A 21,722-nucleotide genomic window follows, 5' to 3' on the forward strand; every position below is an offset into this window, starting at 1 on the left:
ATGATTCAAGGACAAACGATTCTGATCACTGGAGGAACCGGCTCCTGGGGACAAAAGCTGACCGAGGTACTGCTGGAGCAGAATCCGGCTGAGATTCGGATTATGTCGCGTAATGAATACGCCCAGGTTGCGATGCAGCGGGATTTTGGTCATGATGCGCGTTTGCGTTTTGTCATTGGAGACATTCGGGATGATCGGGCGGTGGAGGCGGCCTGTCGCGGAGTGAACGTTCTCTTCCATCTGGCTGCGCTGAAACACGTCCCGGTATGCGAGGACCAGCCGGATGAAGCGTTCAAGACCAACGTCATCGGTACGCAGAACATTATCCGCGCTGCGATTCGCATGCAGGTTGCCAAAGTCATTGACGTGTCCACCGACAAGGCGGTAGATCCGATTAACGTTTATGGCATGACCAAGGCCTTGGGTGAAAAAATGATGATTCGTGCCAATGGGCTGAGCGAGTCAACGCGTTTTGTGTGTATTCGCGGAGGCAATGTGCTTGGAACCAGCGGCAGTGTCGTTCCATTGTTCCGTTGTCAGATTGATGAAGGCAAGAGCCCGACCATTACGGACAAAGGCATGACCCGCTTTTTCCTGACACGGACGGAGGCCATTCATTTGTTGCTGAAGGCGGCTGAGGCAGCGGTGGGTGGAGAGACATTTGTAATGAAAATGAAAGCCTGCAAGATGACGGATCTGGCTTCGGTCATGCTGGAACAGGCAGGTCGTCCGGCTCACGATTATAAAGTAACCGGAATTCGTCCGGGCGAAAAATTGCACGAGGTACTCATTTCTCCATACGAGGCACCGCGTACCTACAAATATGATGAGCAATATTATGTGATTTTGCCACAGGAACCGGACAAGAGCCTTACAGATCCATACAGCGGTCTACCTCGTGTGACCTTTTCCGAGTATCGTTCAGACAGCGCGATGATGAATCGTTTCGCAATTGCCCAATTTTTGCGTGCAGGCGGCTTTATCGATTAATAGAAGGGAGGCGGACCGTTTGGAGGCGGAAGGAATGGAAGAGAGCAGCGAGTTGGGTGGAAATAAGGAAACACAGGAACGTACCACGCTTCAAAACATAAACAACCGCTCCCTGAAAGCCGCCGTCATCGGTCTGGGATATGTCGGTTTACCCATGGCAGTCGAGATGGCGCAGGCGGGGTATCGGGTGCAGGGGATTGACATTGATGGAGCAAAGGTCGCTAAGCTGAATGCCGGAAATTCTTACATTATCGGCATTGAAGATAAGGCTGTACAATCTCTTGCTCAGGCTGGATTATTCATGGCGGGTACGGATTACGCCGCAGTAGCGCAGGCCGACGTCATTGTTATCTGTGTGCCTACGCCTTTGACCGCGGATCACCAGCCAGACATTTCATTTATCGCTGCAGCCGTGGATGGCATAACGCCTTATCTTCAGGAGGGCTGTCTTGTCATATTGGAGAGTACCACGTATCCCGGCACCACCGAGGAGCGTGTAATGCAGCCGATTGAGGCCGCGAAAGGGTGGAAAGTAGGGCAGCAGTTCCATGTCTGTTATTCTCCAGAGCGGGTAGATCCGGGAAGTGTGCATTACAGCGTAAAAAATACACCGAAGATCATTGGTGGCTCCACGCCAGCCTGTCTGTCCTATGGAAAAGCATTCTACGGTTCGTTCCTGAACGAAATCGTTCCCGTTAGTTCAACGACAGTGGCGGAGACAGCCAAACTGTTCGAAAATACATTTCGCAGCGTGAATATCGCGCTCGTGAACGAACTTACACCCGCCTGTGAGCAAATGGGCGTAAACATCTGGGAGGTGCTGGACGCTGCGGCGACCAAGCCTTTTGGCTATATGCCATTCTATCCCGGGCCGGGTATTGGTGGGCACTGCATTCCAATTGACCCGATCTATCTGTCCTGGGCCGCTGGCCGTCAGGGATCGGAGCTGCAATTCATTACGCTTGCGGATGCGACCAATCGGCAAATGCCGGAGCGCGTCGTGAAACGTGCTGCAGAGCTGCTCGAACAGTATGGCTCGTCGATGCAGGGAGCTCGCATTGTGCTGGCCGGTTTGGCTTACAAAAAAGATATAGACGACCTGCGTGAATCTCCAGCGCTGGATGTCTTCAGGCTGCTGGAAGCAGCGGGGGCAAATGTGGTCTTTACCGATCCGATGGTATCTGTCTTCCGCAAGGATGATGGCACGACTGCTCATGCTCAACCAGCATCACCAGCGTTGTGGGCGGGGGCTGATCTGGTGATTATTACGACGGATCATACGGGCTTCAATTATCAGGAGATGGCGGACCACGCAAAGCTTGTCTTTGATACACGTAACGCAACCGCAGGCTGTGTGGGTGGAAATATTGTGGTGCTCGGCCAGCCGATTCAGCCGGATGTGAATGTGGTGCAAGGTGTGAAGGAAGTACATGACATGCAAGTTCATGAGAACATGCGAGTGGATCAGACGCTGGATGGGGATAAGCAGGAACTGACAGGCCAGATTGAGGCAGACCGTGAACCTCACCTGAAACACTCACACGAAAATTCTGGAGGCAGCCATGGCGAATCATGATCGGGTAAACGAGCGTTATTATGGCGAGATCAATTCAGAGGAATCACACGAAGCTACACGTACACGTGTTCACTGGATGTGCCGGGAAGCGACAGGCAAGCGGATACTGGATGTTGGATGCAGCCAGGGAGTTACTTCCATTTTGCTGGCACGGGAAGGCTTTCGGGTGACCGGAATTGATCTGGAAGAAGAGAGTATACAATACGCGCGAGCGGAACTGGAGAAGGAGTCCAGACCCGTGCGGAACAATGTGGATTTTCGCTTATTGGATATTACACAATGGAAAGCCAGAACCACCTTTGATACGGTACTGCTCGGCGAGGTGCTGGAGCATTTTGCCCATCCGGAGACGTTATTGCTGCAAATTCACCGACTGCTTCAGGAGGAGGGAACCCTGGTTGTGACTGTGCCGTATGGTTACCATCCCTTTTACGATCACAAGCAGACGTTCTATGCCGGGAATCTGGCGATGTGCCTGCTGCCGTATTTTGAAGTATTGAAGCTGGAAGTGCATCATAAATATCTATGTTGCGTGGCACGCAAGCGGCGGAAAACTCAGCTGTATATGTCACCAACCCTGAACCAACTGACGGAATGGATGGAGCTGGATCATGTACATTTTGCAGAGGTGGAGAAGAATCATCTTCGTCTTATGAATCAGCGCAAGAAAGCTCTGGACAATGCGGTGGAGCAGGTTAAACGTCTGCGTCGTCAGGAGAACGGAGAAGGGTAACGGATGATAATTGGATGAAGTTGAAGCTTGAGGGTGAAGGTCAGGGTAAAGCCAGGAGGCAGGAAGGAAGATAAGAAGGAAGCCAAGTAGGCCAAGTAGGCAAGTGACAAGTACGTAGAAAAGAGTAAGGCAGTCACACAACTGTAGCAATACGCGCAAGACAGGAAGGGGCTTAAACCGTGATCACCATCAGTCTGTGTATGATTGTGAAGAACGAACAACGCACGCTTGCGCGCTGTCTCGACTCGGTCGCCGGAATCGCGGACGAAATTGTTATTGTAGATACCGGGTCTTCCGACCGTACGATCGAGATCGCCGCGCAGTATACCGACCGTGTCTACACGTATGAGTGGAAGGGCGATTTTGCCGCCGCGCGGAATTATTCATTCGACCAGGCTACGCAGGAGTATATCCTGTGGCTGGACGCGGATGATGTGCTGCTTCCCGCTGATTGGGCGAAGCTGGAGATGCTGAAGCAGCAGCTGCCGTCCGGCGGTGAGACGGCGGCTGTGATGTTGAGCTATACGCTGGCCGAGGGGCCGGAGGGAAGTCCGCTTGTGACGGACCGACGGTTGCGCCTCGTCAAGCGGGAGGCGGGGTGCCGCTGGCATGGCCGGCTGCACGAGCAGTTGGACTTCCCGCAGGGCGGGGTCATCACGGCAGACATTGCCGTCACGCACCGCCGCGAAGCGGGCCATCATTCGGCGCGAAACGTGCGCATTCTGCGCAAATGGATCGCCGAAGAGGGCGCAGCCCAGGGACGCCTGCTGTTCTATTATGCAGGCGAATGCTTCGACCGCCAGCGTTATGCGGCGGCGGTTCGGGCGTACGCGAAGCTGCTGCTGGAGCCGAGCGGTTATCGCGAGGATCGGCTCATTGCCTGCGCGCGGCTGGCGGAATGTTATGAGCGGCTTGGCGAGCCGGGAAGGAAGCTGGGTGCGCTGTTACAGTCATTTCAATTCGATCTGCCACATGCTGACTTCTGCTGCGCCATCGCTGCCTGTTTCCAGGAGCGGCAGGAGTTGCTCTCCGCCATCTACTGGTATATGCAAGCGCTGGATGTCAGCAGCCGTGATCCGGGTCTGCGTCCCGTGCCTGCAGCATGTCGCACCTGGCTGCCCCACGCCCGGCTCTCACTTTGTTACGCTCACATGGGAAACTGGGAGCAGGCGCTCCTGCATAATGGCAAAGCAAGAGAGTATCTGCCGAATGACCCCGGCCTGCTCGCCAATCGGCAGAAGATTGAAGCGGTGTTAAGTAAGGTGAACAGGGGCCTGGGGGAGCAAGAGCAAGAGTAGTGTTGATCCGTTCTAGATGTGAAACAAGAGTAGCCCCGCTGGGCCATGAGAGATGGGGAGTGTGGCTGCTTATTTGTATTTTCTACTTTTTGGGTGCCAAGCAGCGAACGTACTGATCCTTCATGCGCAGGCTCCGGCATGCCCAGCCCCAACCGTCATAGATTTCATCATCGATGTTTAGTGTAATGCTATCATCGCTGTACTCGTTCCGGTTTTCGATCCGGAGCGTATTTTCATTTTTCCATTCAAGGTGGTTGGCCCCGTGATGTTCAGCTCGATATATGGTCTTTACTGAGAGCACGTCCGGGGCAATGATCTTCTTCACATCCACCCAGCTTGTGACTCCACCTGCCGCACCACCGTAAGGCACACCGTACATCTCGGCGACATACTCTCCATTTGGCGATAGCATCGTGTAGGCGAGTTCCCCTTGTTCTGAGCGATCAAACGTGGAGTAGTAAGGGCGAAGCATGAAATACAGGAACACGGCGGCAACCATCGACATAGTCAGAAAGGAAAATGCAGTGAGTATCGGATGTCGACGTATCCATGATTTAAATGGCTTTGTCATAGATAAGCTTTTAGCTTGAGGTTTCTGGTCCATATGCATTGATCCCCCCTTTTTAAAGCGAAGTTTGCTGTGCAGGAATATAAATTTCCATCTCCCCGTAATGATCCTGTGCGAGGCTACCGTCGATCCTTTCAAAATAATATGAGTCACTCTTCGAATATCCTGAATGGCTCTGCCAGTACTCGTCAATAAACGTCCAGACACTGTCCAGATGATCAATGTTGATTAGGCTGGGATGGAAATCACAGACGTATTTGAATACGGCATACTGGTTGGCCGGAACCACGATCTGATCCAACCCTGCGGGTGCATTGTCGAGGCATGTCACTTGCACTGAGGGCAGATAGGTACTGTAGTCATCATTGATCTCGTTGGTGAACCCAATATAGATATTTGGATGCATTGTATCGGGTATGGTGTGGAAATATTTTTCAAAAAAGCTATTGCCTTTTGCATTGGATTCATAATGTTCCTCGTTATCGATATACCGTATCTGTGAACGTTCACCGACCAGCATCATGGCTGGTTTCCGTACATACGTAGGTTTGAAAATGTATCCATACGGAAGCGTCGTAATCATAGACGAAGTCAAGCGTGCGGTAAGCTGGAGATCGCCAGTTCCTTGTTTGCGGTATTGCAGAGGCGTGATACCAAATGCCTGTTTGAATGCGCGTATGTAGGACTGTTCATGTTCGAAAGAATAATGACCGCTAATATCGATGATCTTCCAGTTCTGATCGACCAACTGCTCCAGACTGCGGGCCAGTTTGCGTGAGCGTATATATTCTCCGGGCAATTGTCCGCTCATATGTTTGAACATCCGATGGAGATGGAACTTGGATATGTGAGCGGCTGAAGCTAGATGATCCAGCGTTAATTTTTCATGGATATGATCCTCTATGTAATCAAATAACTTATCAAAGGTATGTAGCTGATCGTGTTGCATTTGAATCTCCCTTATCAGTTCAAGTAGTTAGAGCAAGAAATGTTCATTTTTTTCTTATCTCTGATGATATCATAACCAAGTACTTAATTTAATGACAAGATTGGAGAAAGCATCCATGTTTGCTGAAAAAAGAACTTATACCACACGAGGGATGATAACGCGTTTATGGACATTAACGGGCAGATATCGGATGTTCATCGTCCTGTTGCTCCTCGCCGCCTTTGCGATCTCATTGATAGAAGTGGGTTATATGGAATCCATACGAAGACTGGTCAAAGGTGCTACGGAATCACAATTTTCCCTGATCTATTCGGGGCTCGTGATTGGTGTTTCAATTGTCGCGTTAAGAGTCATCGTTACCGCAATCATGACGTGGATTGAGACGCTTTTTCAACAAAAGACGCTGTTGTCTTTACAGATGTTGCTGCTGTCTTCACTGGGAAACACTGCTTCACGTGAGCTCACTCGTTATCATACAGGTGATTTGACTGCGAGGGTCTGGACTTCTGCCAAAGAAGCGCAAAATGGGTTGAACCAGCATGGTATTGAGCTAGCAAAAAATATCATTCAACTCATCCTTGCATTTGCGTACTTTAGTTGGGTGAATCTGCCGTTGTCGTTGTCGATCATTGTATTCACTTTGGTCTATCCTGTTGTCACTATGCGTCTGGGCAGACGCCTGCAAAGACGACATGATCAGTTGAATGCAGATGCTGCGGCAAGGGATGCACTGCTGACTGAAGTGATTCAGGCTCCTATTGAGATCCGAAGCTACGGACTGAAGGGTTACATATACAAACGTTATAAGGAACGAATGAAACAGGTATTCAGACAAACGATGTCTGTATCAGTTTTGCAGCGTCTTTCGGAAGCGGCTGGGCGAGTGTCAACTTATGGCGGGATGATTTTGATTTTGTATCTTGGTGGGATTCAGGTGCTAAATGGGCATATGGATGTCGGAGGACTGGCAGCTTTTCTGGTTGCGAGCAGTCAGTTAACTCGTCCGATTGAGGCCATGTCCAGCCTCTGGAATGGTTTTATCGGATCAGCTTCTCATGCGGCGAGAATTTTTGAAGTGATGGATTTGGAGAAAAAGAAAACCCTGACAAAGCAGATGACGCGTCCCTTGAAGAATATGGAGTTTGGTTCAATGAATGGAGATAAATATGAGAACTTAGAAAAAAGTGCTGCTGATCACGAAGGACAGCTCCAAAAGGCAGGTCTGCATATCCAGCATGTGTACTTCAGATACGGGGAGAAAGAAATGCTATCCGATGTCACCTTTACGGCTGAAAGGGGAAAACTCACTGTTATCACCGGGCCAAGCGGGTGTGGGAAATCCACATTGCTAAAATGTATAGCTGATGTACATATGCCTGTGGATGGTTCGGTGCAATTTGTACCTGAACACAGTTCTGGCATGAGTGACTATTGTCAGGTATACGTTCCGCAGCAAATTTTTATTTTCACAGGTACAGTGGAAGAAAACATCGCCTTTGGTCATGAACCGGTCTTCCCGGAACAAATAGTAGAAGCGGCATCTTATGCTCAGGTACATGAAGCAATTATGCATCAAACATCGGGATATCACACGGTTATTGAACCTCAAGGAAGTTCGATGTCTGGCGGTGAGCTTCAGAGAATCAGTCTCGCAAGAGCAATTCTTAGGGAGCCTAATGTCATGTTGCTGGATGAGCCCACATCTTCACAAGACCCCATAAATGAACAGCGATTACATGGCATGTTTACCAAACTTACTGCGGAGAAAGAAACGACGATTATTGCAGTTACACACCGAGTGTCGCTCCTCCAACAGGCTGATCGGGTGGTTTATATGCGGGAAGGCCGCGTTGTGGATACAGGATTACATCACGAATTGCTGGAGCGCCCCAATGGGTATCGTAGCTATATTGAGGAGCAGGTCCTGGAAGTGGAGGAACGTCATGAGTAACATAAATGTGGAAACGGAACGTATGGATGAAAGGATCCAAGCCAATGAACATAAGGTATCGGCAACTCTGGCGAATGTATGGCCTGTTATTTTTCGCTTCATGAAACCGTATGGACTTGCTGTTGCGGTCTTGCTTGTTTTTATAGCAGCAGATGCCGTGTTTGATTGGGGAATAGCCTTTGTCCAGGGATTCTTCGTAGATTCCATTAATGAGGGAGGGCAGGAGCAGCTTAACGACACAGCAATTCTCGTCATAGGCCTCCTGACAGGTTTTATCGTTTTACTGGCGATGCATCGATACGTTCTCGTGTGGCTAAAAGAATCTCTATACAGGGATATGTCGATGGATCTGCTGACGCTGTTAAACCGAATGCCGTATGCGTGGGTGCGCAGACAAAAATCTGGAGATATCATGCTCCGCATTAAAGAGGACACCAAACATGGCGCAGAAGTCGTGGAGGCGATTGCAGAGGGGGTAACGGTTGTCTTTATTATTGTATTGTCACTTGGATATTTGTACCGAGCAGATCCATGGGTCGCTGTAATTGCATTGGTGAGTGCGGCAGCGATTTGGTTAACTGCCAGACTATATGATCAACGAATTGTACGTCTGTCTGATGAGGTAGAAGCGAAAGAAGGGGAGTCTCAGCAGCAAATTCAACAGTATGTTGAGGGGATACCATTGGTTCAAGCCTATAACGCATCCAACTGGTTTCTGTCTCGTTTTCGGTCACAACAAGAATCACTCAACCGGAGTCAGGCGAAATTGCAAATGACCTTGAGCCTGTCAGATAACGTATCTATGGCCGTATTCGGTTTTGCCCAGTTGGCTGCCTTGTCCCTCATCGCTTTGTCAGCGGCCAGAGACGGTTTGTCACCAGGTACGGTTGTAGCCAGCAGCCTGCTGTTTGAGCTGGTCGTGTGGCCTGTACTAGGGTTGTCGAGTCAGTGGAGCCAAATGCAGGCGAGTGTTGGGGCATTCGGACGAATCTCGACATGGCTGAAGTTGGGGGGAGCGTATGGTGATATTAAGCTGAAAGAACAGAGGAATATACTACAATCCGATGATCCGGCAGAACCGATACTTCGACTTGAACAGGTTAGAGTAACCAATGAGATTAGTGGTCGTGTCGTTCTCGATGAGTTTACGTTGAATGTGAGGCAGGGGGAGACGGTGGCGGTAGTTGGTGCCAGTGGTTCGGGCAAGTCGACCTTGTGCCAAGTCTGTGCGGGGCTGATTGAACCCACAGGAGGGAGAACGTTACTGCATAACAAGCCTGTTACTCAATATATCGGAATGGATGAACTATCTATCCTGACCTATATGCCGCAGGTACCGAACTTTTTTACAGGTACAGTGGAAGAAAATATTCGCCTAACTGCAGAAGTTGCTTTACCAGGGGTAAGACTTGCGGCAGAGCGAGCGGCATTGCATGAATTTATTGAAGCGCATGATGGGCAATATGATGCTCCTTTACAGGAGAAAGGCTCCAATTTGTCCGGAGGGCAACAGCAGCGGCTCGCGCTGGCTAGAATGTTCGTGCGATCATCAGATCTGTATATTATGGATGAACCGACATCATCGCTGGATATCCAGACGGAGCAAAAAGTAATGAGTAATCTGCTAAGTTTCATAGAAGGAAAAACTGCACTAATTGTTACTCATCGTATGGAAGTCGCTCGTCAGTGTTCCCGCATCATTGTGATGGAAGAAGGTCGACTTATCGAGGATGGAGCACATGAGCAGTTGATGGAGAAGAAGGGTATATATTATCGTATGAATATGCGAGAAGCTTTTGAGGATTAAATGATGAGGTGCTGCAAATGAATGAACCAACATTGAAGAAAGCGATGGATACGCTGGAGTTTCTGAGTCAGGATCGGGAGGCGCGTCGACTATACGAGGAACGGCAGAAGTATTTGCACGATGAAGCCTTAATGATTGAGTGGGCTACGGAGAAGGGATTAGCGGAAGGTGAAAAAAGAAAGGCGATCGAAATAGCAAAAAATATGCTCTCATTCGGTATCGAAGTTTCAGTCATTGCTAAAACAAGCGGTCTAACTGAATCTGAAGTTGAGGAGCTGAAAGAATAGCAAATGCACGCTAAAACCAAACAATCGTCTTGTCCCCAAAAGGGCAGGCGGTTGTTTTTTTATTTTCCTAGAAATGTTTAATCATACTTGATTCTACATGCAATCTTTCCGATCACTTAGGGGATACCGCTGTTACACATCTACCAAAGATCGTTTTACATGAAAACGCGGTTGCTCATTCGGGTCTGGGCCGTTAAACTAAAGGGAGCGGCGTTTGCTTGACGGACAAGTCATGAGAACGCCATTTTGTTGTCAAGGATGCGGTTTAAGCCGCTTTCGGATGTCAGAATCGGATTGGACCAAGCTGGTGGAAGAACACCGGTGATAAGTAAGGAGTCTTTACATGAGTGTGCAAACACCTACATTAGAAGAAGCGCAGGGTCTCCTGCAAAAATATTATGGCTACCCCGACTTCCGTGAGGGACAGAAAAAGATCGTAGCCAGCCTGCTTGAACGCGAAGATACACTGGGCATTATGCCAACCGGAGGCGGGAAATCAATCTGTTATCAGATCCCCGCTCTGTTATATTCGGGGCTGACACTTGTCGTCTCCCCATTGATTTCCTTAATGAAGGACCAGGTCGATGCGTTGACCACGGCTGGTATTGCAGCCGCCTATATTAATAGTACACTCAGCGGCAAAGAAGTGAATGATCGCATCCGCGCGGCGCAGCGCGGTGAGCTGAAGCTGCTCTATGTCGCGCCTGAGCGACTGGAGCTGGACTGGTTCCGCGAGGAGATGGGCTTTCTGCCGATCTCATGCGTTGCTGTGGATGAGGCTCACTGTGTGTCACAGTGGGGGCATGATTTTAGGACAAGCTACCTGGCGGTAGCGCCGTTTGTGGACAGTTTGCCGGAGCGGCCAGTGGTTGCAGCCTTTACGGCGACAGCGACGCCCGAGGTCATGGGCGATATTCTGCGGCTGCTGCGTTTGCAGGACCCGCAGACGTATGTGACTGGACTTGGGCGGGATAATCTGGCGTTCAGCGTGCTGCGCGGCGAGAGCAAAAAGGACTTTGTCCTGAATTACGCGCGCGAGCATGCGAGCGAGCCGGGGATTGTATACGCCGCGACTCGCAAGGACGTGGACGATCTGCATCAGCGTTTGCTCCAGGCGGGATTGCCAGCAGGACGCTACCATGCCGGGATGACGGACGATGAACGGGCCCAAAGCCAGGAAGCTTTTTTGTACGATGATATCCGGGTAATGGTAGCTACGAATGCCTTCGGGATGGGAATTGATAAGTCTAACGTACGTTACGTTATTCATAACAGCATGCCGAAGAACATGGAGGCATACGTGCAGGAAGCCGGGCGTGCGGGACGGGACGGAGAGCCGAGCCAGTGCATTTTGTTATTCGGAGCACAGGACATTATCACTCAGAAGTTCCTCATCGAACAGAATCCGATGGAGGGTGACCGGAAGCAGAACGATTACCGGAAGCTGCAGCAGATGGTGGATTACTGTTACACGACGCGTTGTCTGCGCAGCGCACAGCTGGACTATTTCGGTGAGGTGCATGAGGACAAGCCGTGCGGCATTTGCAGTTCATGTACGGACGACCGTGAGCTGGTGGATATGACGATTGATGCGCAGAAAATATTCAGCTGCATTCACCGCATGCGTGAACGGTATGGAGTATCGCTGGTCGCTTCGGTGCTCAAAGGCTCCCGTGCCAAAAAAGTGCTCGATTACGGCTTTAACTCCCTGCCAACCTATGGCGTAATGGGCAACCGTACAGAACGTGAGATCGCGGAGATCATCAACGTCATGGTGTCCGAAGGTTATCTGATGCTGTCTGAGGGGCAGTATCCGGTTGTTCGTTTGCAGCCACTGGCGGTGGAAGTACTCAAAGGCCAGCGTGAAGTGATGCAGCGGGTGGTACGCAAGACAGCGGCGACGGCTTCAGGTACGAACTACGGCGGACGTCGTGGACGCGACGCCATGCCATCTGCGGTTAACGAGACGGTATTTGAGCAGCTGCGTCTGATTCGACGTGATCTGGCGGCGAAAGAGCATGTGCCGTCGTACATTATTTTCAATGACGCGACCTTGCGCGAGATGAGTGTGGTATGTCCACAGACAGAACGTGACATGCTGGATATCAAAGGGGTCGGTGAGGTGAAGTACCGCAAGTACGGACTGCCGTTCCTGGAGTTTTTCCAGAAGCAAACGGGCGAAGACGTGGATACGGATGACGATGCGTTTTACGAGTATGAGTGAGTTGATGGATGTATGCTTTCGGTTGTGTAAAGTTCAAGTTCAAGTGTTCAAATAGATGAGATATATGTATTTAGATTTAGGAATGGTTCGTCCATGAATATGGGGAATCGTTCGGTATCAGTGTTTTGTATATAGTGGATAGTGAATACAACGCGATTGAGACTTACCACAGATGGGAAACGAATGAGGCCTTTTACAAGGTACATTTGGATATATTGTCTCTGTAGGGTGGACAAAAGAAGGCGGATTGTCTTCCAAAGGGTGGACATTGGTATTAGATATGGCAAACAGTAGCGTATACAGCATGTAGTTTGATTTTGCGAATCTAATACTGTATATTGTGTTTTGGGTTTGGCGGGATGTATATGTCTTTTTGAAAAGAGTGTCCACTCTTTGAAAGGCAAAACCTTGATATGTCCATGAGAAGTGGAATGGCTATCATTAGAGAGGTTTGTATGAACAGCATCCGGGTCAGGATGGCTGTGCAGCTTTCCTTTTTACCAAAAAATATAGTCTGGTGGTCCAGGCAAAGGTTGTGAACCATGAAAGTTATTCTTTCTACATTAAATGCAAAGTACATCCATACCTCCTTGGCCTTGCGGTGTCTGAAGGCGTACAGTGAGAAGGATTTTGATATTGAGCTGGCCGAGTATACGATCAAAGACCCTGTTATGAATATCGTGTCCGATCTGTATCAGCGCGGTGCTGACATGATCGGGTTCTCGTGTTACATCTGGAACATTGAAGAGACGATCAAGGTCATTGATATTTTGAAAAAGGTTATGCCTGATGTCAAAATTCTGCTGGGCGGGCCGGAAGTGTCCTACGACACGGAGTATTGGATGAACCGGATTCCCAATGTCGATTTCATCGTAATGGGTGAAGGGGAAGAGACCCTGCATCAGCTCTTGACGGAGCTGGAGGGGGACAAGAAGTTTCATTTTGTGTATGGACTGGCGTATCGCAAAGGGGAAGAGGTCATTCTCATGCCAGGACGGCCAAAAGCGGATCTGAACGATCTGCCGTCTCCGCACCGATTTGAAGAGGATATCCCGGACCTCGGGAAACGCGTTGTTTATTTTGAAACTAGCCGGGGCTGTCCGTTCAGTTGTCAGTTCTGTCTGTCCAGTATTGAGGTCGGCGTGCGATATTACGATATTGAGCGGACGAAGTCGGACATTCTGTACCTGATCGAGAAGGGTGCGAAGCTGATTAAGTTCGTTGACCGGACGTTCAACATCAAGCGGGACTATGCGCTCGAAATGTTCAAGTTCCTGATCGAGAATCATCAGGGGACGGTGTTTCAGTTTGAAATTACGGCTGACATCATGCGTCCCGAGGTACTGGACTATTTGGCAGAGAATGCGCCTCCGGGTACATTCCGGTTCGAGATTGGGGTGCAGTCTACGAATGATCCAACCAATGAACTGGTGAAACGCCGCCAGAACTTCTCGAAGCTGAGTCGTACCGTTAACAAAGTGAAAGCTAGTGGAAAAATCGACCAGCATCTGGATCTCATCGCCGGACTGCCGGAGGAAGATTACAATACGTTCCGCAAGACGTTTAACGATGTATTTGCCCTGGGGCCGGAAGAGCTTCAGCTCGGATTCCTCAAAATGCTGCGCGGTACAGGTCTGCGTCTGGATGCCGAGAAGTACAACTATACGTATATGGATCACGCTCCATATGAGATTCTGGGCAGTGACGTGCTGCCGTTCAGCGACATCGTACGCTTGAAGCGGCTGGAAGATGTACTGGAGAAATATTGGAACGCACATCGGATGGACCATACGCTGAAGTATCTGATGGAGCAGGAATTTGACTCGCCGTTTGATTTCTTCCAGGCATTCGGGGATTACTGGGAGGGCCAGGGCTGGCAGAAGATCGGTCACCAGCTGGAGGATCTGTTCACTCGTCTGCATAGCTTCCTGGAGTCGCGCAACACGCCGCATATGGATATCGTGCTCGGCCTGATGAAGTTGGACTATTTCCTCGGCCACAAATACAAACCACGCAAAATCTGGTGGGAAGATCCGCTCCAGAAAGACCAGTGGGCGGGTTATATGAAAACGCTGGCCGAGCGTCCGGAAGACGTTCGCCTGCCGCGCATTGCCGGTGCAACAGGCACGGCATGGCTGGAAAGCAGCGGCACGAGTGTGAGTGCCGCTGGGGCAAGTTCGGCTGCTGCCGGGGAAGACTCTGCCGCAGATGCGGCGGGTGTGAACGGCAGCGATGGTGCGGCGTCGCTCCCTGTGGGCGACGCAGTTGGGTCCGCCGTGGATGGAGCGGCGGACGGGGAAGGCGGCAACGCTTCGCGTGCGTTGCCGATGACCTCGGCCATGACCGCACAGACGGTCATGGGTGCCCGTGCTTTCGCCGACCTCGGTCTCGGCGAAAAAGAACTGCAGAAGCACACCGTATTGGATGTGCTTCCGTTCCGGCTTGAGCGTGTGCTAGCTGGCGCCAGCCCGCTTGCCGCGAAAGGTCGGACGCTGCTGGTCGTAGTATACCAGCAGCATGAAGGGCAGCAGGCGCAGTATTACACGCTGCCGCTAGGAGAAGAAGCCGCTGCCATGTAGGTGCAGCGGCATTGGGGAGCTGCATGGCCGATGGCTGCATGCAGTGGGGGAAGCACCATGGCTTTGCCCTTCTGGTGCTACACCGGTGAGCACCGCGGTTATGGACGCGGTGCAATCCCGTGAGGTGCTGCCCCATTGGGCGCAGCACCTCACCCTTACGCGGCTTGCCACGGCACAAGCCGCGCTCCGCTTCACCTTTTATCAAAACATATATGTTCCGAAAGCATCGGAAGGTCGTCTGATTCCCTAGTGGATGAAGAAGGGCCTTCCTTTTTGTTTTTCCGAATTTGGGTCAAAAACATAACCTATCCAAACGAAGGAGAGTTTCCTATGAATAAATATGCTACTACTGAAAAGGCGATTATCATAATTAAAGGTTCCGCCTGAGTTACTGCGCATTCATATCCCATATAACCCTGCATATATTAAGCGGATTCGTCGGATTAATGGCAGAACGTGGGAAGCCAAACAAAAAGTGTGGATCATCCCATACACCATAGCTGCTCTTCAGGAGTTCATAAATCAATTTGATCCTGATGACGTTCTGATTACCCCAGAGTTGTGGGTTGAAATGAGAAATTTCAGCAATGGAAAGTAGTAAGGCAAACCATCCATGGAGCAAAGAGCCGTTACAGAAGGCATTAAAGTTACGAGGATACAGCCGCAAAACGATTAAAGCATATTGTAATCAGGTCGAACGTTTTCTGAGTAGCTTTCCCCTTAAAGATACCGATGTGACTACTTCCAAAATTCAGACGTATTGTTTAGGTTTGCTTGAGCGAGGGATCTCCCATTCCAGTGTGAACCAGACAATTAGCGCGCTCCGCTTCTATTGTAAACATGTACTCCATCACCCTACGGAAATCCAGTTTATTCGTCCCAAGAAGCAGACCAAGCTTCCGCAAGTATTGTCGGAAAAGGAAGTCGCTCAATTGCTCAAATCCGTAACCAACCCTAAACATAAGGCCATATTGTTTCTAACCTATTCTTCTGGACTTCGTGTAAGTGAAGTTGTGCGTTTGCGGTGCAGCGATCTTGATATTGAAAGGCAAACACTCATCGTGAGACAGGGGAAGGGGCAAAAGGATCGGAGAACGATCCTAAGGGATATGGTGCAGAAATACGTCACTGAATATAGACCAACTCGTTGGCTCTTTCCAGGGCAATCTTCTGATCGGCATCTTACGGAGCGGAGTGTGCAGAAGGTTTTTGAAGAAGCCAGACAACGTGCAGACATTGTGAAAAAGGTTAGTATTCATGTCTTGAGGCACTCTTTTGCTACTCATTTGTTGGAAAACGGGACAGACCTGCGCTATATTCAGGAACTACTTGGTCACACGAGTGCACGAACAACACAGCGATATACGCATGTTAGTACGAAAAATATTCAGCGTATTCAGAGCCCATTGGATCGTTTGGACTTGGGAGATTGAGTGCTTCAATAAATCTCCCTTTTTCACCAAATTCTTCTTCGCAAATACTACACCATAGGTTATCATATACGTAGTTCACATATCATGCAGGATGTGTGGTATATACGAAGTACATAGATTAGATGTTATCTGAAACCTCTGCCCAAAGAATTTGTGAGTAACGCATACGCCTCGTCCTGAGGCTCGAAGTAGTAAATTGAATTTAATGCATAGAAATTAAGAGCGTATTTGAAGATCAAAAGCGTATTAGTAAAACGAGAACACATTTGAAGATCAAGACCATAATGTAGAATCAAAGAGTATTTGAAGATCAAGAACGAATTGAAAGATCAAGAATGCAAGTTCAAAAGCGTATTATTAGATCAAGAACGTATTATTAGATCAAGAACGTATTAGAAGATCAACACCATATTGAAGATCAAGAAATATTGAATTAAGGAACAACTAAAGACAAAAATTTTTAACACCGTCATGTTCGACGTCCTGTCTCACCGGTGAGTGGGCAGAGGCATCAGATAACACCATATTCACGCTTCGGGGCATTCGCCCCTCGGTCCGGCAGGAGTTAGATGAGGTTTCGGAGAAGTAATTGTCAGTAGCAGAGAAGCATGAGCAGCCGGACACATCCGCACCACCCAACCGCATCGCGGCCAGTCGCTTCGCTCCTTTAGGGTGGTGGGACGTCGTGAATACAAGAACGTTATACGACAGAACGAATTAAAAGGAGATGTTTGATTATGAGCTATATTAGAATCAAAAGTATTAGCGTCGAGAACTATAGATCATTCGGAAAAAGACAGAAAATTATTTTCCCTGATCAAACTCATAAAAAACCTGTGGCTATCGTAGGTTATAACAATTCGGGGAAAACAAACTTTCTTAATGCAGTTTTATATGGGATTAGAGAGAAGAGTGTTAACAAAGATACATTTAATATTAACGATTTTCACAATCGTGATTACAATAATAAGCCTTTTATTGAAACTGAAATTGCAAGTAGTATAGAAGTTAAAGGGGACGGGCACGAAGCGGAACTTAAAGGATTTCATTCATTACATATAAGCGTAGTTGACAATGAAATTGAAGATGTCAATATCCGTTCATTTCGTGATAAGGAGCAACAATCCAAAAACTCATACGCTTCAGGTGCAGCGAAGTATTTTAAGATTTTTTATGTGAATTTTCATGAAGTAAAAAAAGAATTGTCAACAAAAAAGACAAACTGGGGTAATCTCACTTCATTTTTAGCGAAACATATTAAGAAAATAGTTGAAAAAGATAAAGATATGGAAGGGAAAAGAAAAGTTTTTGAAGGAGAAGTCAAGGAATCAACCAATAAGGTGCTTGCAGATTCGAAGTTACATAGTTTTCTTGAAGATATAAGGTCCAATTATGCGAAAAATTTGAGAAACAGCAGCTTTTTCATAGACTTTGGTTTGCCTGATTACGAGGATATCTTCTTAGATATGATATTCAAAATTGGTTTGAATGGAGATAATGAAAATCTTATCCCAATAGATCATTTCGGTGATGGATATATTTCTATGTTTGTTATGGCTATCATTCAAGCAATTGCTGAAAGTAACAAGAGCGATCAGTGCCTCTTCTTATTTGAAGAACCTGAAAGCTTTTTGCATGAAAATCATCAAGAATACTTTTATAAAACTGTTCTCTGTAATTTGGCGGAGAAAGGACATCAAGTTATATATAGTACTCATTCTGATAAAATGATAGATGCTTTTGACACAAGAGGGCTTATTCGCTTTGAATATAACGAACAAGATAGCGAAACAATTTTGAAATACAACATTCCAAATGAAAGTATCGCAGATGATGGTCTAGAAGTGTTCTCTTTGCACCAAATAGCTGACTTTAATAATTATATTAAAATGATTGAACCAAATTTGAATAAAATAGTCTTTAGTCAAAAAGTGATCCTAGTAGAAGGTCCAAATGACTTGTTGACCTATAAAGAAATTATAAAGAAATTAGTTTTTTCACTAACCAATGATGCTATGTATTCAGAAACTTACCTGAACTTTAAAAATATCTCTATAATTCCTCATCACGGAAAAATTACGGCTAGATTTTTAATTAAGTTATGCAAGCATCTTGGAGTAGACTTTTTTTGTATAAATGATTTTGACTTTAGGAAAAATTTCACTTCGGAGCTTTCATTTGATTCCCTTGAAGATTTGCATAAAAGCGAATTATATACCACAAAAATAGCAGAACTCGAAGCCTTTAATTCTAAAGGAGATCCTTTAAGTGAAGCAACAAAGCGAGGAATGATCTCAACGAATTGGGGATTAATCAAAGAAGCTTCTCTGGAAAAGATACATTTTAATATTCCTAAGTTGGAATCTGTTATTGGTTATGAATCTAATGATAAAAGCAGTTTAGGTATATGGACAAAACTTCAAGAAAAATCGGATTTTGGAGAAGAGATATTTCCAAGTTCTCTGAAGAAATTTATTGGGATCGAAGCATTGGAACGAGTACGTGCAAATAAGAGTTAGATCATTTAGATATTTCGTAGTGTAACCTTAAATGAAAAGAGAGCCGTTTGGCTCTCAATTAGAAGTTATATTTAATTCATTATGTAATTGAAGCGCATCTTTAAAACCTTGCAAGTAGATTTCACGTTCTAGGATTGTTTGAACTGAGAGGTCTGCATCGTCGTAAAGAAATAGAGTTTTATGCATATCCTGAGGTAGAAGTTCATGTAACTGTTTGAAGTAAAGATTTCGATCAGATGAGAATTGATTATAGATGGTGTTGTTCTTGAGAAGATTGTTATATAAGGCTTCAATTCGATTACGAATTAACGAATCAAGTAAGACTTCTAAAGAATTGTGCATAAATGATCACCGTCCGTTATGTTTTATTTTACGAACAAAATTTCAACTTATTGAATATTATTTTATCATAATGAAAAGTATAGTCAAGATATATCAAATATATTTTTGATTAGAGAAATATATTTTCATATAATTAAAGAAAAATTCAATTCGGATACGAAGGAGTACCAGATGATAAGTTATAAACCATTTCAAAAATTATTGATTGACAGGGAGATTAAGAAGCAGGATTTATTGAAAATGACGGGGATTTCATCGGCAACGATGGCAAAGCTCAATACGAATGAGTATGTATCTTTAGAAGTCATTGATAAATTATGTACGGCATTGGAATGCCAACCTGGAGATCTTTTGGAACATCTAACAGACCAATGAAAGAATAGAATATAAGAGGATGTTGCTTAACTCGAAGATGTGATTCCGTCGTATAACATAATATTCAAGCTGCGGCTCTTTTGGAGCCTTGGTCTGCTGGATGAATTTTGTGGAAGCGTTTCAGCAGACACATCCGACTTCGTCGGACGTCTTGAATACGACAACGTTATGTGAAAGTTCTGAAAAACTATAATTGGAGGTCGAAATCATGGAAGTTAAAACACTTACAGATAACAAATTCAAATCGTTAATCTCATATACAGAGGAAGCAGCAGAAAAGTTTGGGTCATCGGCTGCTTCTGTTGTAATACTTCAAAACAATAAAATAACAACAGAATGGTATTCAGGGAATCATCATTTTAAGAAAGGATCTCTAAAGATAACAACTAATTCTATGTATAACTTATATTCATTAAGAAAGACATATGTCGGACTAGCTACAGCAATTGCTCTTCTAGAAAGCAAATTGTCCGTAGATATAAAAGTTTCTGATATCCTAACTAAAATGCCTGAATTAGATTTGGGTCACATAACAATAAGGGATTTAGCTACAAAGTCAGGCGCTAAGTATTTTGGATCAAACCGTATCGAACGTGAGGAAGTAGCATGTGAACTCATCAAAGAACTTACAGGGAATAATATATCTGAACTGATTACAAATCGAATTTTCAAACCATTGAAGTTAACTGATAGTGATTGGATTTCAGTGCCTAAGGAACAATTAGTTTGTGATTTTCAAGCTGCAGATGGCTATGCATCCGTAAGAGTTGAGTCAAATGAAGGGCACGAAAGAAATTTGTATTCAAGTACGAGAGATCTCGCACAGTGGGGAAATTTACATCTAAATAAAGGGTTAATAAATCAAGAACAGTTAATTCCTGTTGAAGTCTTTAAACTGATTGAACAATTAAGAATTGATACCGAAGATAAGAACCGAATTTTCGGATGGTACCATCAGGATAATTGGTATTATGCATCAGGAGCAGCAGGCTGTCACTGTGTAATTGTTCCAGAATTTAATGCGGTAGCAGTTCGAATGTTAAATAAATATACAGAAAACTATACTGAAGATCAGAATTCTTTTAATGAAATATTCTATAACTGTCTTCAAGAAAAATGATTTTGAAAGTATTTCAATGAAGCCAGAACCTTCACATAACACCGTTTTCCCACTGCGGATCGCAAGCGATCCTGGGCCTGCCCGAGGGATTTCGAAGAAGTATATTCAGTCAGACACACCTGCAAGACTAACTGCGCTGCGCGCAGCCGGCACCGATTCATTGGCTTCGCCATATGGAATGATGGAGTACCTTAAGTCTTTCGGCGTCGGGAACACAAGAACGTTAGCTGAAATTGCTGAAGTATTTATAAAGTGAGGAAAGAGTAGATGGAAGATTATTACCCAAAATATCTTACCCAAATAGCTATAGAAACTTTGAACAAAAGATTAAAATTACCAACTTTAAGTCCATATTCTCAGGATTGGGAATACGAACTTGCCGATGCTTCGAGAGTTGAAGAATTTGTCACGTATTATACAATGAATGACCTAACGATAGATGAAAAATTTGCGCTCATGGCTTTAATTATCTCTTCCTATGACGATTCAATAACAAAAGCTAATGAAACGACAAAAATATGGAATAGGATTAGAAGTCTTATTTTGAAAGACTATAAAATACATAAGAATACAATAACTTATTGGGGGCAAGAAGAGAACGATTTAGAGAATTGCTTTGCAGTCACGGTATTAATAAGAGAGGTATTAAAGGAAGTTGAACAAATAAATTAAAGTACATGAATCAAGAATGAATGCAATCAATAAAGAAGTCTACTCAAAGAAGTCAGCAACATCAGCTAACATCATATCCACGCATCGGAGCCTGGCGGCTCCTCGGTCCGCCCGAAGGGGAATTGCAAGGAAGTGGAATCAGGCGGACACATCTGCACCGACTAACCGCATCACGGTCGGCTCCTGACGGAGCCCTAAGTCGGTGAGACGTCGTGGATACAGGAACGTTATCAGAAATTACAATTATAAAAAATCGAGGTGTGAATTTGTGAAAGTAAAAAAATTAATATTTGTGAGTA

At 46.4% G+C, this 21,722-nt stretch carries 18 protein-coding genes and 1 pseudogene; 16 read left to right on the forward strand and 3 right to left on the reverse strand.

Translation table 11 applies throughout. The features are described from left to right. The 4 genes from P364_RS0106890 to P364_RS0106905 all read left to right on the forward strand — a co-directional run bounded on the left by P364_RS0106890 (position 1) and on the right by P364_RS0106905 (position 4,597). Complete coding sequence (locus P364_RS0106890; RefSeq protein ID WP_024629410.1) at positions 1-990, forward strand: polysaccharide biosynthesis protein; 990 nt, start codon at positions 1-3, stop codon at positions 988-990. Positions 991-1,009: 19 nt separating this feature from the next. Beyond that, complete coding sequence (locus tag P364_RS0106895) at positions 1,010-2,566, forward strand: nucleotide sugar dehydrogenase (protein WP_024629411.1); 1,557 nt, start codon at positions 1,010-1,012, stop codon at positions 2,564-2,566. Further along, positions 2,553-3,299, forward strand: a complete 747-nt coding sequence (locus P364_RS0106900; RefSeq protein WP_024629412.1) for a class I SAM-dependent methyltransferase — start codon at positions 2,553-2,555, stop codon at positions 3,297-3,299. Before P364_RS0106895 ends, P364_RS0106900 begins: the two co-directional genes overlap by 14 nt. 179 nt (positions 3,300-3,478) lie before the next feature. Beyond that, on the forward strand, positions 3,479-4,597 hold the full coding sequence (locus P364_RS0106905; RefSeq protein ID WP_024629413.1) for a glycosyltransferase family 2 protein: 1,119 nt from the start codon (positions 3,479-3,481) through the stop codon (positions 4,595-4,597). Positions 4,598-4,679: 82 nt separating this feature from the next. Here the strand turns inward: P364_RS0106905 and P364_RS36075 are convergent, their stop codons facing one another. Both P364_RS36075 and P364_RS0106915 read right to left on the reverse strand, forming a co-directional pair. Further along, positions 4,680-5,201 (reverse strand): DUF5412 family protein, encoded by a 522-nt coding sequence (locus tag P364_RS36075; RefSeq protein ID WP_024629414.1) that lies wholly within the window; start codon positions 5,199-5,201, stop codon positions 4,680-4,682. 19 nt (positions 5,202-5,220) lie between these two features. Next, positions 5,221-6,114, reverse strand: coding sequence for a helix-turn-helix domain-containing protein (locus P364_RS0106915; RefSeq protein ID WP_024629415.1), 894 nt, complete (start codon positions 6,112-6,114; stop codon positions 5,221-5,223). Positions 6,115-6,229: 115 nt separating this feature from the next. On the opposite strand from P364_RS0106915, the gene P364_RS0106920 reads away from it, so the two are divergent. The 8 genes and pseudogenes from P364_RS0106920 (at position 6,230) to P364_RS0106955 (ending at position 18,914) form a co-directional block, all read left to right on the forward strand. Next, positions 6,230-8,065, forward strand: coding sequence for an ABC transporter ATP-binding protein (locus tag P364_RS0106920; RefSeq protein ID WP_024629416.1), 1,836 nt, complete (start codon positions 6,230-6,232; stop codon positions 8,063-8,065). Then, positions 8,058-9,872 carry an ABC transporter ATP-binding protein gene (locus tag P364_RS0106925; RefSeq protein WP_024629417.1) on the forward strand — a complete coding sequence of 605 codons (1,815 nt, stop codon included), beginning with the start codon at positions 8,058-8,060 and terminating at the stop codon, positions 9,870-9,872. Before P364_RS0106920 ends, P364_RS0106925 begins: the two co-directional genes overlap by 8 nt. After that, positions 9,872-10,159: pseudogene (locus P364_RS0106930) on the forward strand (Rpn family recombination-promoting nuclease/putative transposase); the annotation flags it as partial. The gene P364_RS0106925 and the pseudogene P364_RS0106930, both read left to right, overlap by 1 nt. 343 nt (positions 10,160-10,502) lie before the next feature. Further along, positions 10,503-12,383, forward strand: a complete 1,881-nt coding sequence (gene recQ / locus P364_RS0106935) for a DNA helicase RecQ (protein ID WP_024629419.1) — start codon at positions 10,503-10,505, stop codon at positions 12,381-12,383. A 542-nt stretch (positions 12,384-12,925) separates the two neighbouring features. Continuing rightward, positions 12,926-14,962, forward strand: a complete 2,037-nt coding sequence (locus P364_RS0106940) for a B12-binding domain-containing radical SAM protein (RefSeq protein WP_024629420.1) — start codon at positions 12,926-12,928, stop codon at positions 14,960-14,962. Between the two features lie 587 nt (positions 14,963-15,549). Beyond that, positions 15,550-16,395, forward strand: a complete 846-nt coding sequence (locus P364_RS0106950) for a tyrosine-type recombinase/integrase (protein WP_024629421.1) — start codon at positions 15,550-15,552, stop codon at positions 16,393-16,395. A gap of 589 nt (positions 16,396-16,984) precedes the next feature. Beyond that, the gene (locus P364_RS38465; protein WP_268870889.1) at positions 16,985-17,116 is read left to right on the forward strand and encodes a hypothetical protein; all 132 of its coding nucleotides are present in this window, start codon (positions 16,985-16,987) and stop codon (positions 17,114-17,116) included. Between the two features lie 16 nt (positions 17,117-17,132). Next, on the forward strand, positions 17,133-18,914 hold the full coding sequence (locus P364_RS0106955; RefSeq protein WP_024629422.1) for an ATP-dependent nuclease: 1,782 nt from the start codon (positions 17,133-17,135) through the stop codon (positions 18,912-18,914). A 54-nt stretch (positions 18,915-18,968) separates the two neighbouring features. Here the strand turns inward: P364_RS0106955 and P364_RS38105 are convergent, their stop codons facing one another. Then, positions 18,969-19,256, reverse strand: a complete 288-nt coding sequence (locus tag P364_RS38105) for a hypothetical protein (RefSeq protein WP_024629423.1) — start codon at positions 19,254-19,256, stop codon at positions 18,969-18,971. A gap of 171 nt (positions 19,257-19,427) precedes the next feature. On the opposite strand from P364_RS38105, the gene P364_RS0106965 reads away from it, so the two are divergent. The 4 genes from P364_RS0106965 to P364_RS36765 all read left to right on the forward strand — a co-directional run bounded on the left by P364_RS0106965 (position 19,428) and on the right by P364_RS36765 (position 21,423). Beyond that, a complete protein-coding gene (locus P364_RS0106965; protein WP_024629424.1) occupies positions 19,428-19,631 on the forward strand; it encodes a helix-turn-helix domain-containing protein in 204 nt (67 codons plus the stop codon). Positions 19,632-19,839: 208 nt separating this feature from the next. Further along, the gene (locus tag P364_RS0106970; RefSeq protein WP_024629425.1) at positions 19,840-20,751 is read left to right on the forward strand and encodes a serine hydrolase domain-containing protein; all 912 of its coding nucleotides are present in this window, start codon (positions 19,840-19,842) and stop codon (positions 20,749-20,751) included. Between the two features lie 16 nt (positions 20,752-20,767). Next, on the forward strand, positions 20,768-21,007 hold the full coding sequence (locus P364_RS0106975) for a hypothetical protein (RefSeq protein ID WP_024629426.1): 240 nt from the start codon (positions 20,768-20,770) through the stop codon (positions 21,005-21,007). 11 nt (positions 21,008-21,018) lie between these two features. After that, complete coding sequence (locus P364_RS36765; protein WP_024629427.1) at positions 21,019-21,423, forward strand: hypothetical protein; 405 nt, start codon at positions 21,019-21,021, stop codon at positions 21,421-21,423. Positions 21,424-21,722 lie beyond the last annotated feature (299 nt).

Source organism: Paenibacillus sp. MAEPY2 (assembly GCF_000499205.1).
Classification (GTDB): domain Bacteria; phylum Bacillota; class Bacilli; order Paenibacillales; family Paenibacillaceae; genus Paenibacillus; species Paenibacillus vandeheii.

What these genes read in the sequence shown, in the direction of transcription:
- P364_RS0106940 (WP_024629420.1), top strand. Translation starts at nt 12,926, where the DNA reads ATGAAAGTTATTCTTTCTACATTAAATGCAAAGTACATCCATACCTCC.
- P364_RS0106915 (WP_024629415.1), bottom strand. Translation starts at nt 6,114, where the DNA reads ATGCAACACGATCAGCTACATACCTTTGATAAGTTATTTGATTACATA.
- P364_RS0106925 (WP_024629417.1), top strand. Translation starts at nt 8,058, where the DNA reads ATGAGTAACATAAATGTGGAAACGGAACGTATGGATGAAAGGATCCAA.
- P364_RS0106965 (WP_024629424.1), top strand. Translation starts at nt 19,428, where the DNA reads ATGATAAGTTATAAACCATTTCAAAAATTATTGATTGACAGGGAGATT.
- P364_RS38105 (WP_024629423.1), bottom strand. Translation starts at nt 19,256, where the DNA reads ATGCACAATTCTTTAGAAGTCTTACTTGATTCGTTAATTCGTAATCGA.
- P364_RS0106970 (WP_024629425.1), top strand. Translation starts at nt 19,840, where the DNA reads ATGGAAGTTAAAACACTTACAGATAACAAATTCAAATCGTTAATCTCA.
- P364_RS36075 (WP_024629414.1), bottom strand. Translation starts at nt 5,201, where the DNA reads ATGGACCAGAAACCTCAAGCTAAAAGCTTATCTATGACAAAGCCATTT.
- P364_RS0106955 (WP_024629422.1), top strand. Translation starts at nt 17,133, where the DNA reads ATGAGCTATATTAGAATCAAAAGTATTAGCGTCGAGAACTATAGATCA.
- P364_RS0106950 (WP_024629421.1), top strand. Translation starts at nt 15,550, where the DNA reads ATGGAAAGTAGTAAGGCAAACCATCCATGGAGCAAAGAGCCGTTACAG.
- recQ (WP_024629419.1), top strand. Translation starts at nt 10,503, where the DNA reads ATGAGTGTGCAAACACCTACATTAGAAGAAGCGCAGGGTCTCCTGCAA.
- P364_RS0106890 (WP_024629410.1), top strand. Translation starts at nt 1, where the DNA reads ATGATTCAAGGACAAACGATTCTGATCACTGGAGGAACCGGCTCCTGG.
- P364_RS0106920 (WP_024629416.1), top strand. Translation starts at nt 6,230, where the DNA reads ATGTTTGCTGAAAAAAGAACTTATACCACACGAGGGATGATAACGCGT.
- P364_RS36765 (WP_024629427.1), top strand. Translation starts at nt 21,019, where the DNA reads ATGGAAGATTATTACCCAAAATATCTTACCCAAATAGCTATAGAAACT.
- P364_RS0106900 (WP_024629412.1), top strand. Translation starts at nt 2,553, where the DNA reads ATGGCGAATCATGATCGGGTAAACGAGCGTTATTATGGCGAGATCAAT.
- P364_RS0106975 (WP_024629426.1), top strand. Translation starts at nt 20,768, where the DNA reads ATGAAGCCAGAACCTTCACATAACACCGTTTTCCCACTGCGGATCGCA.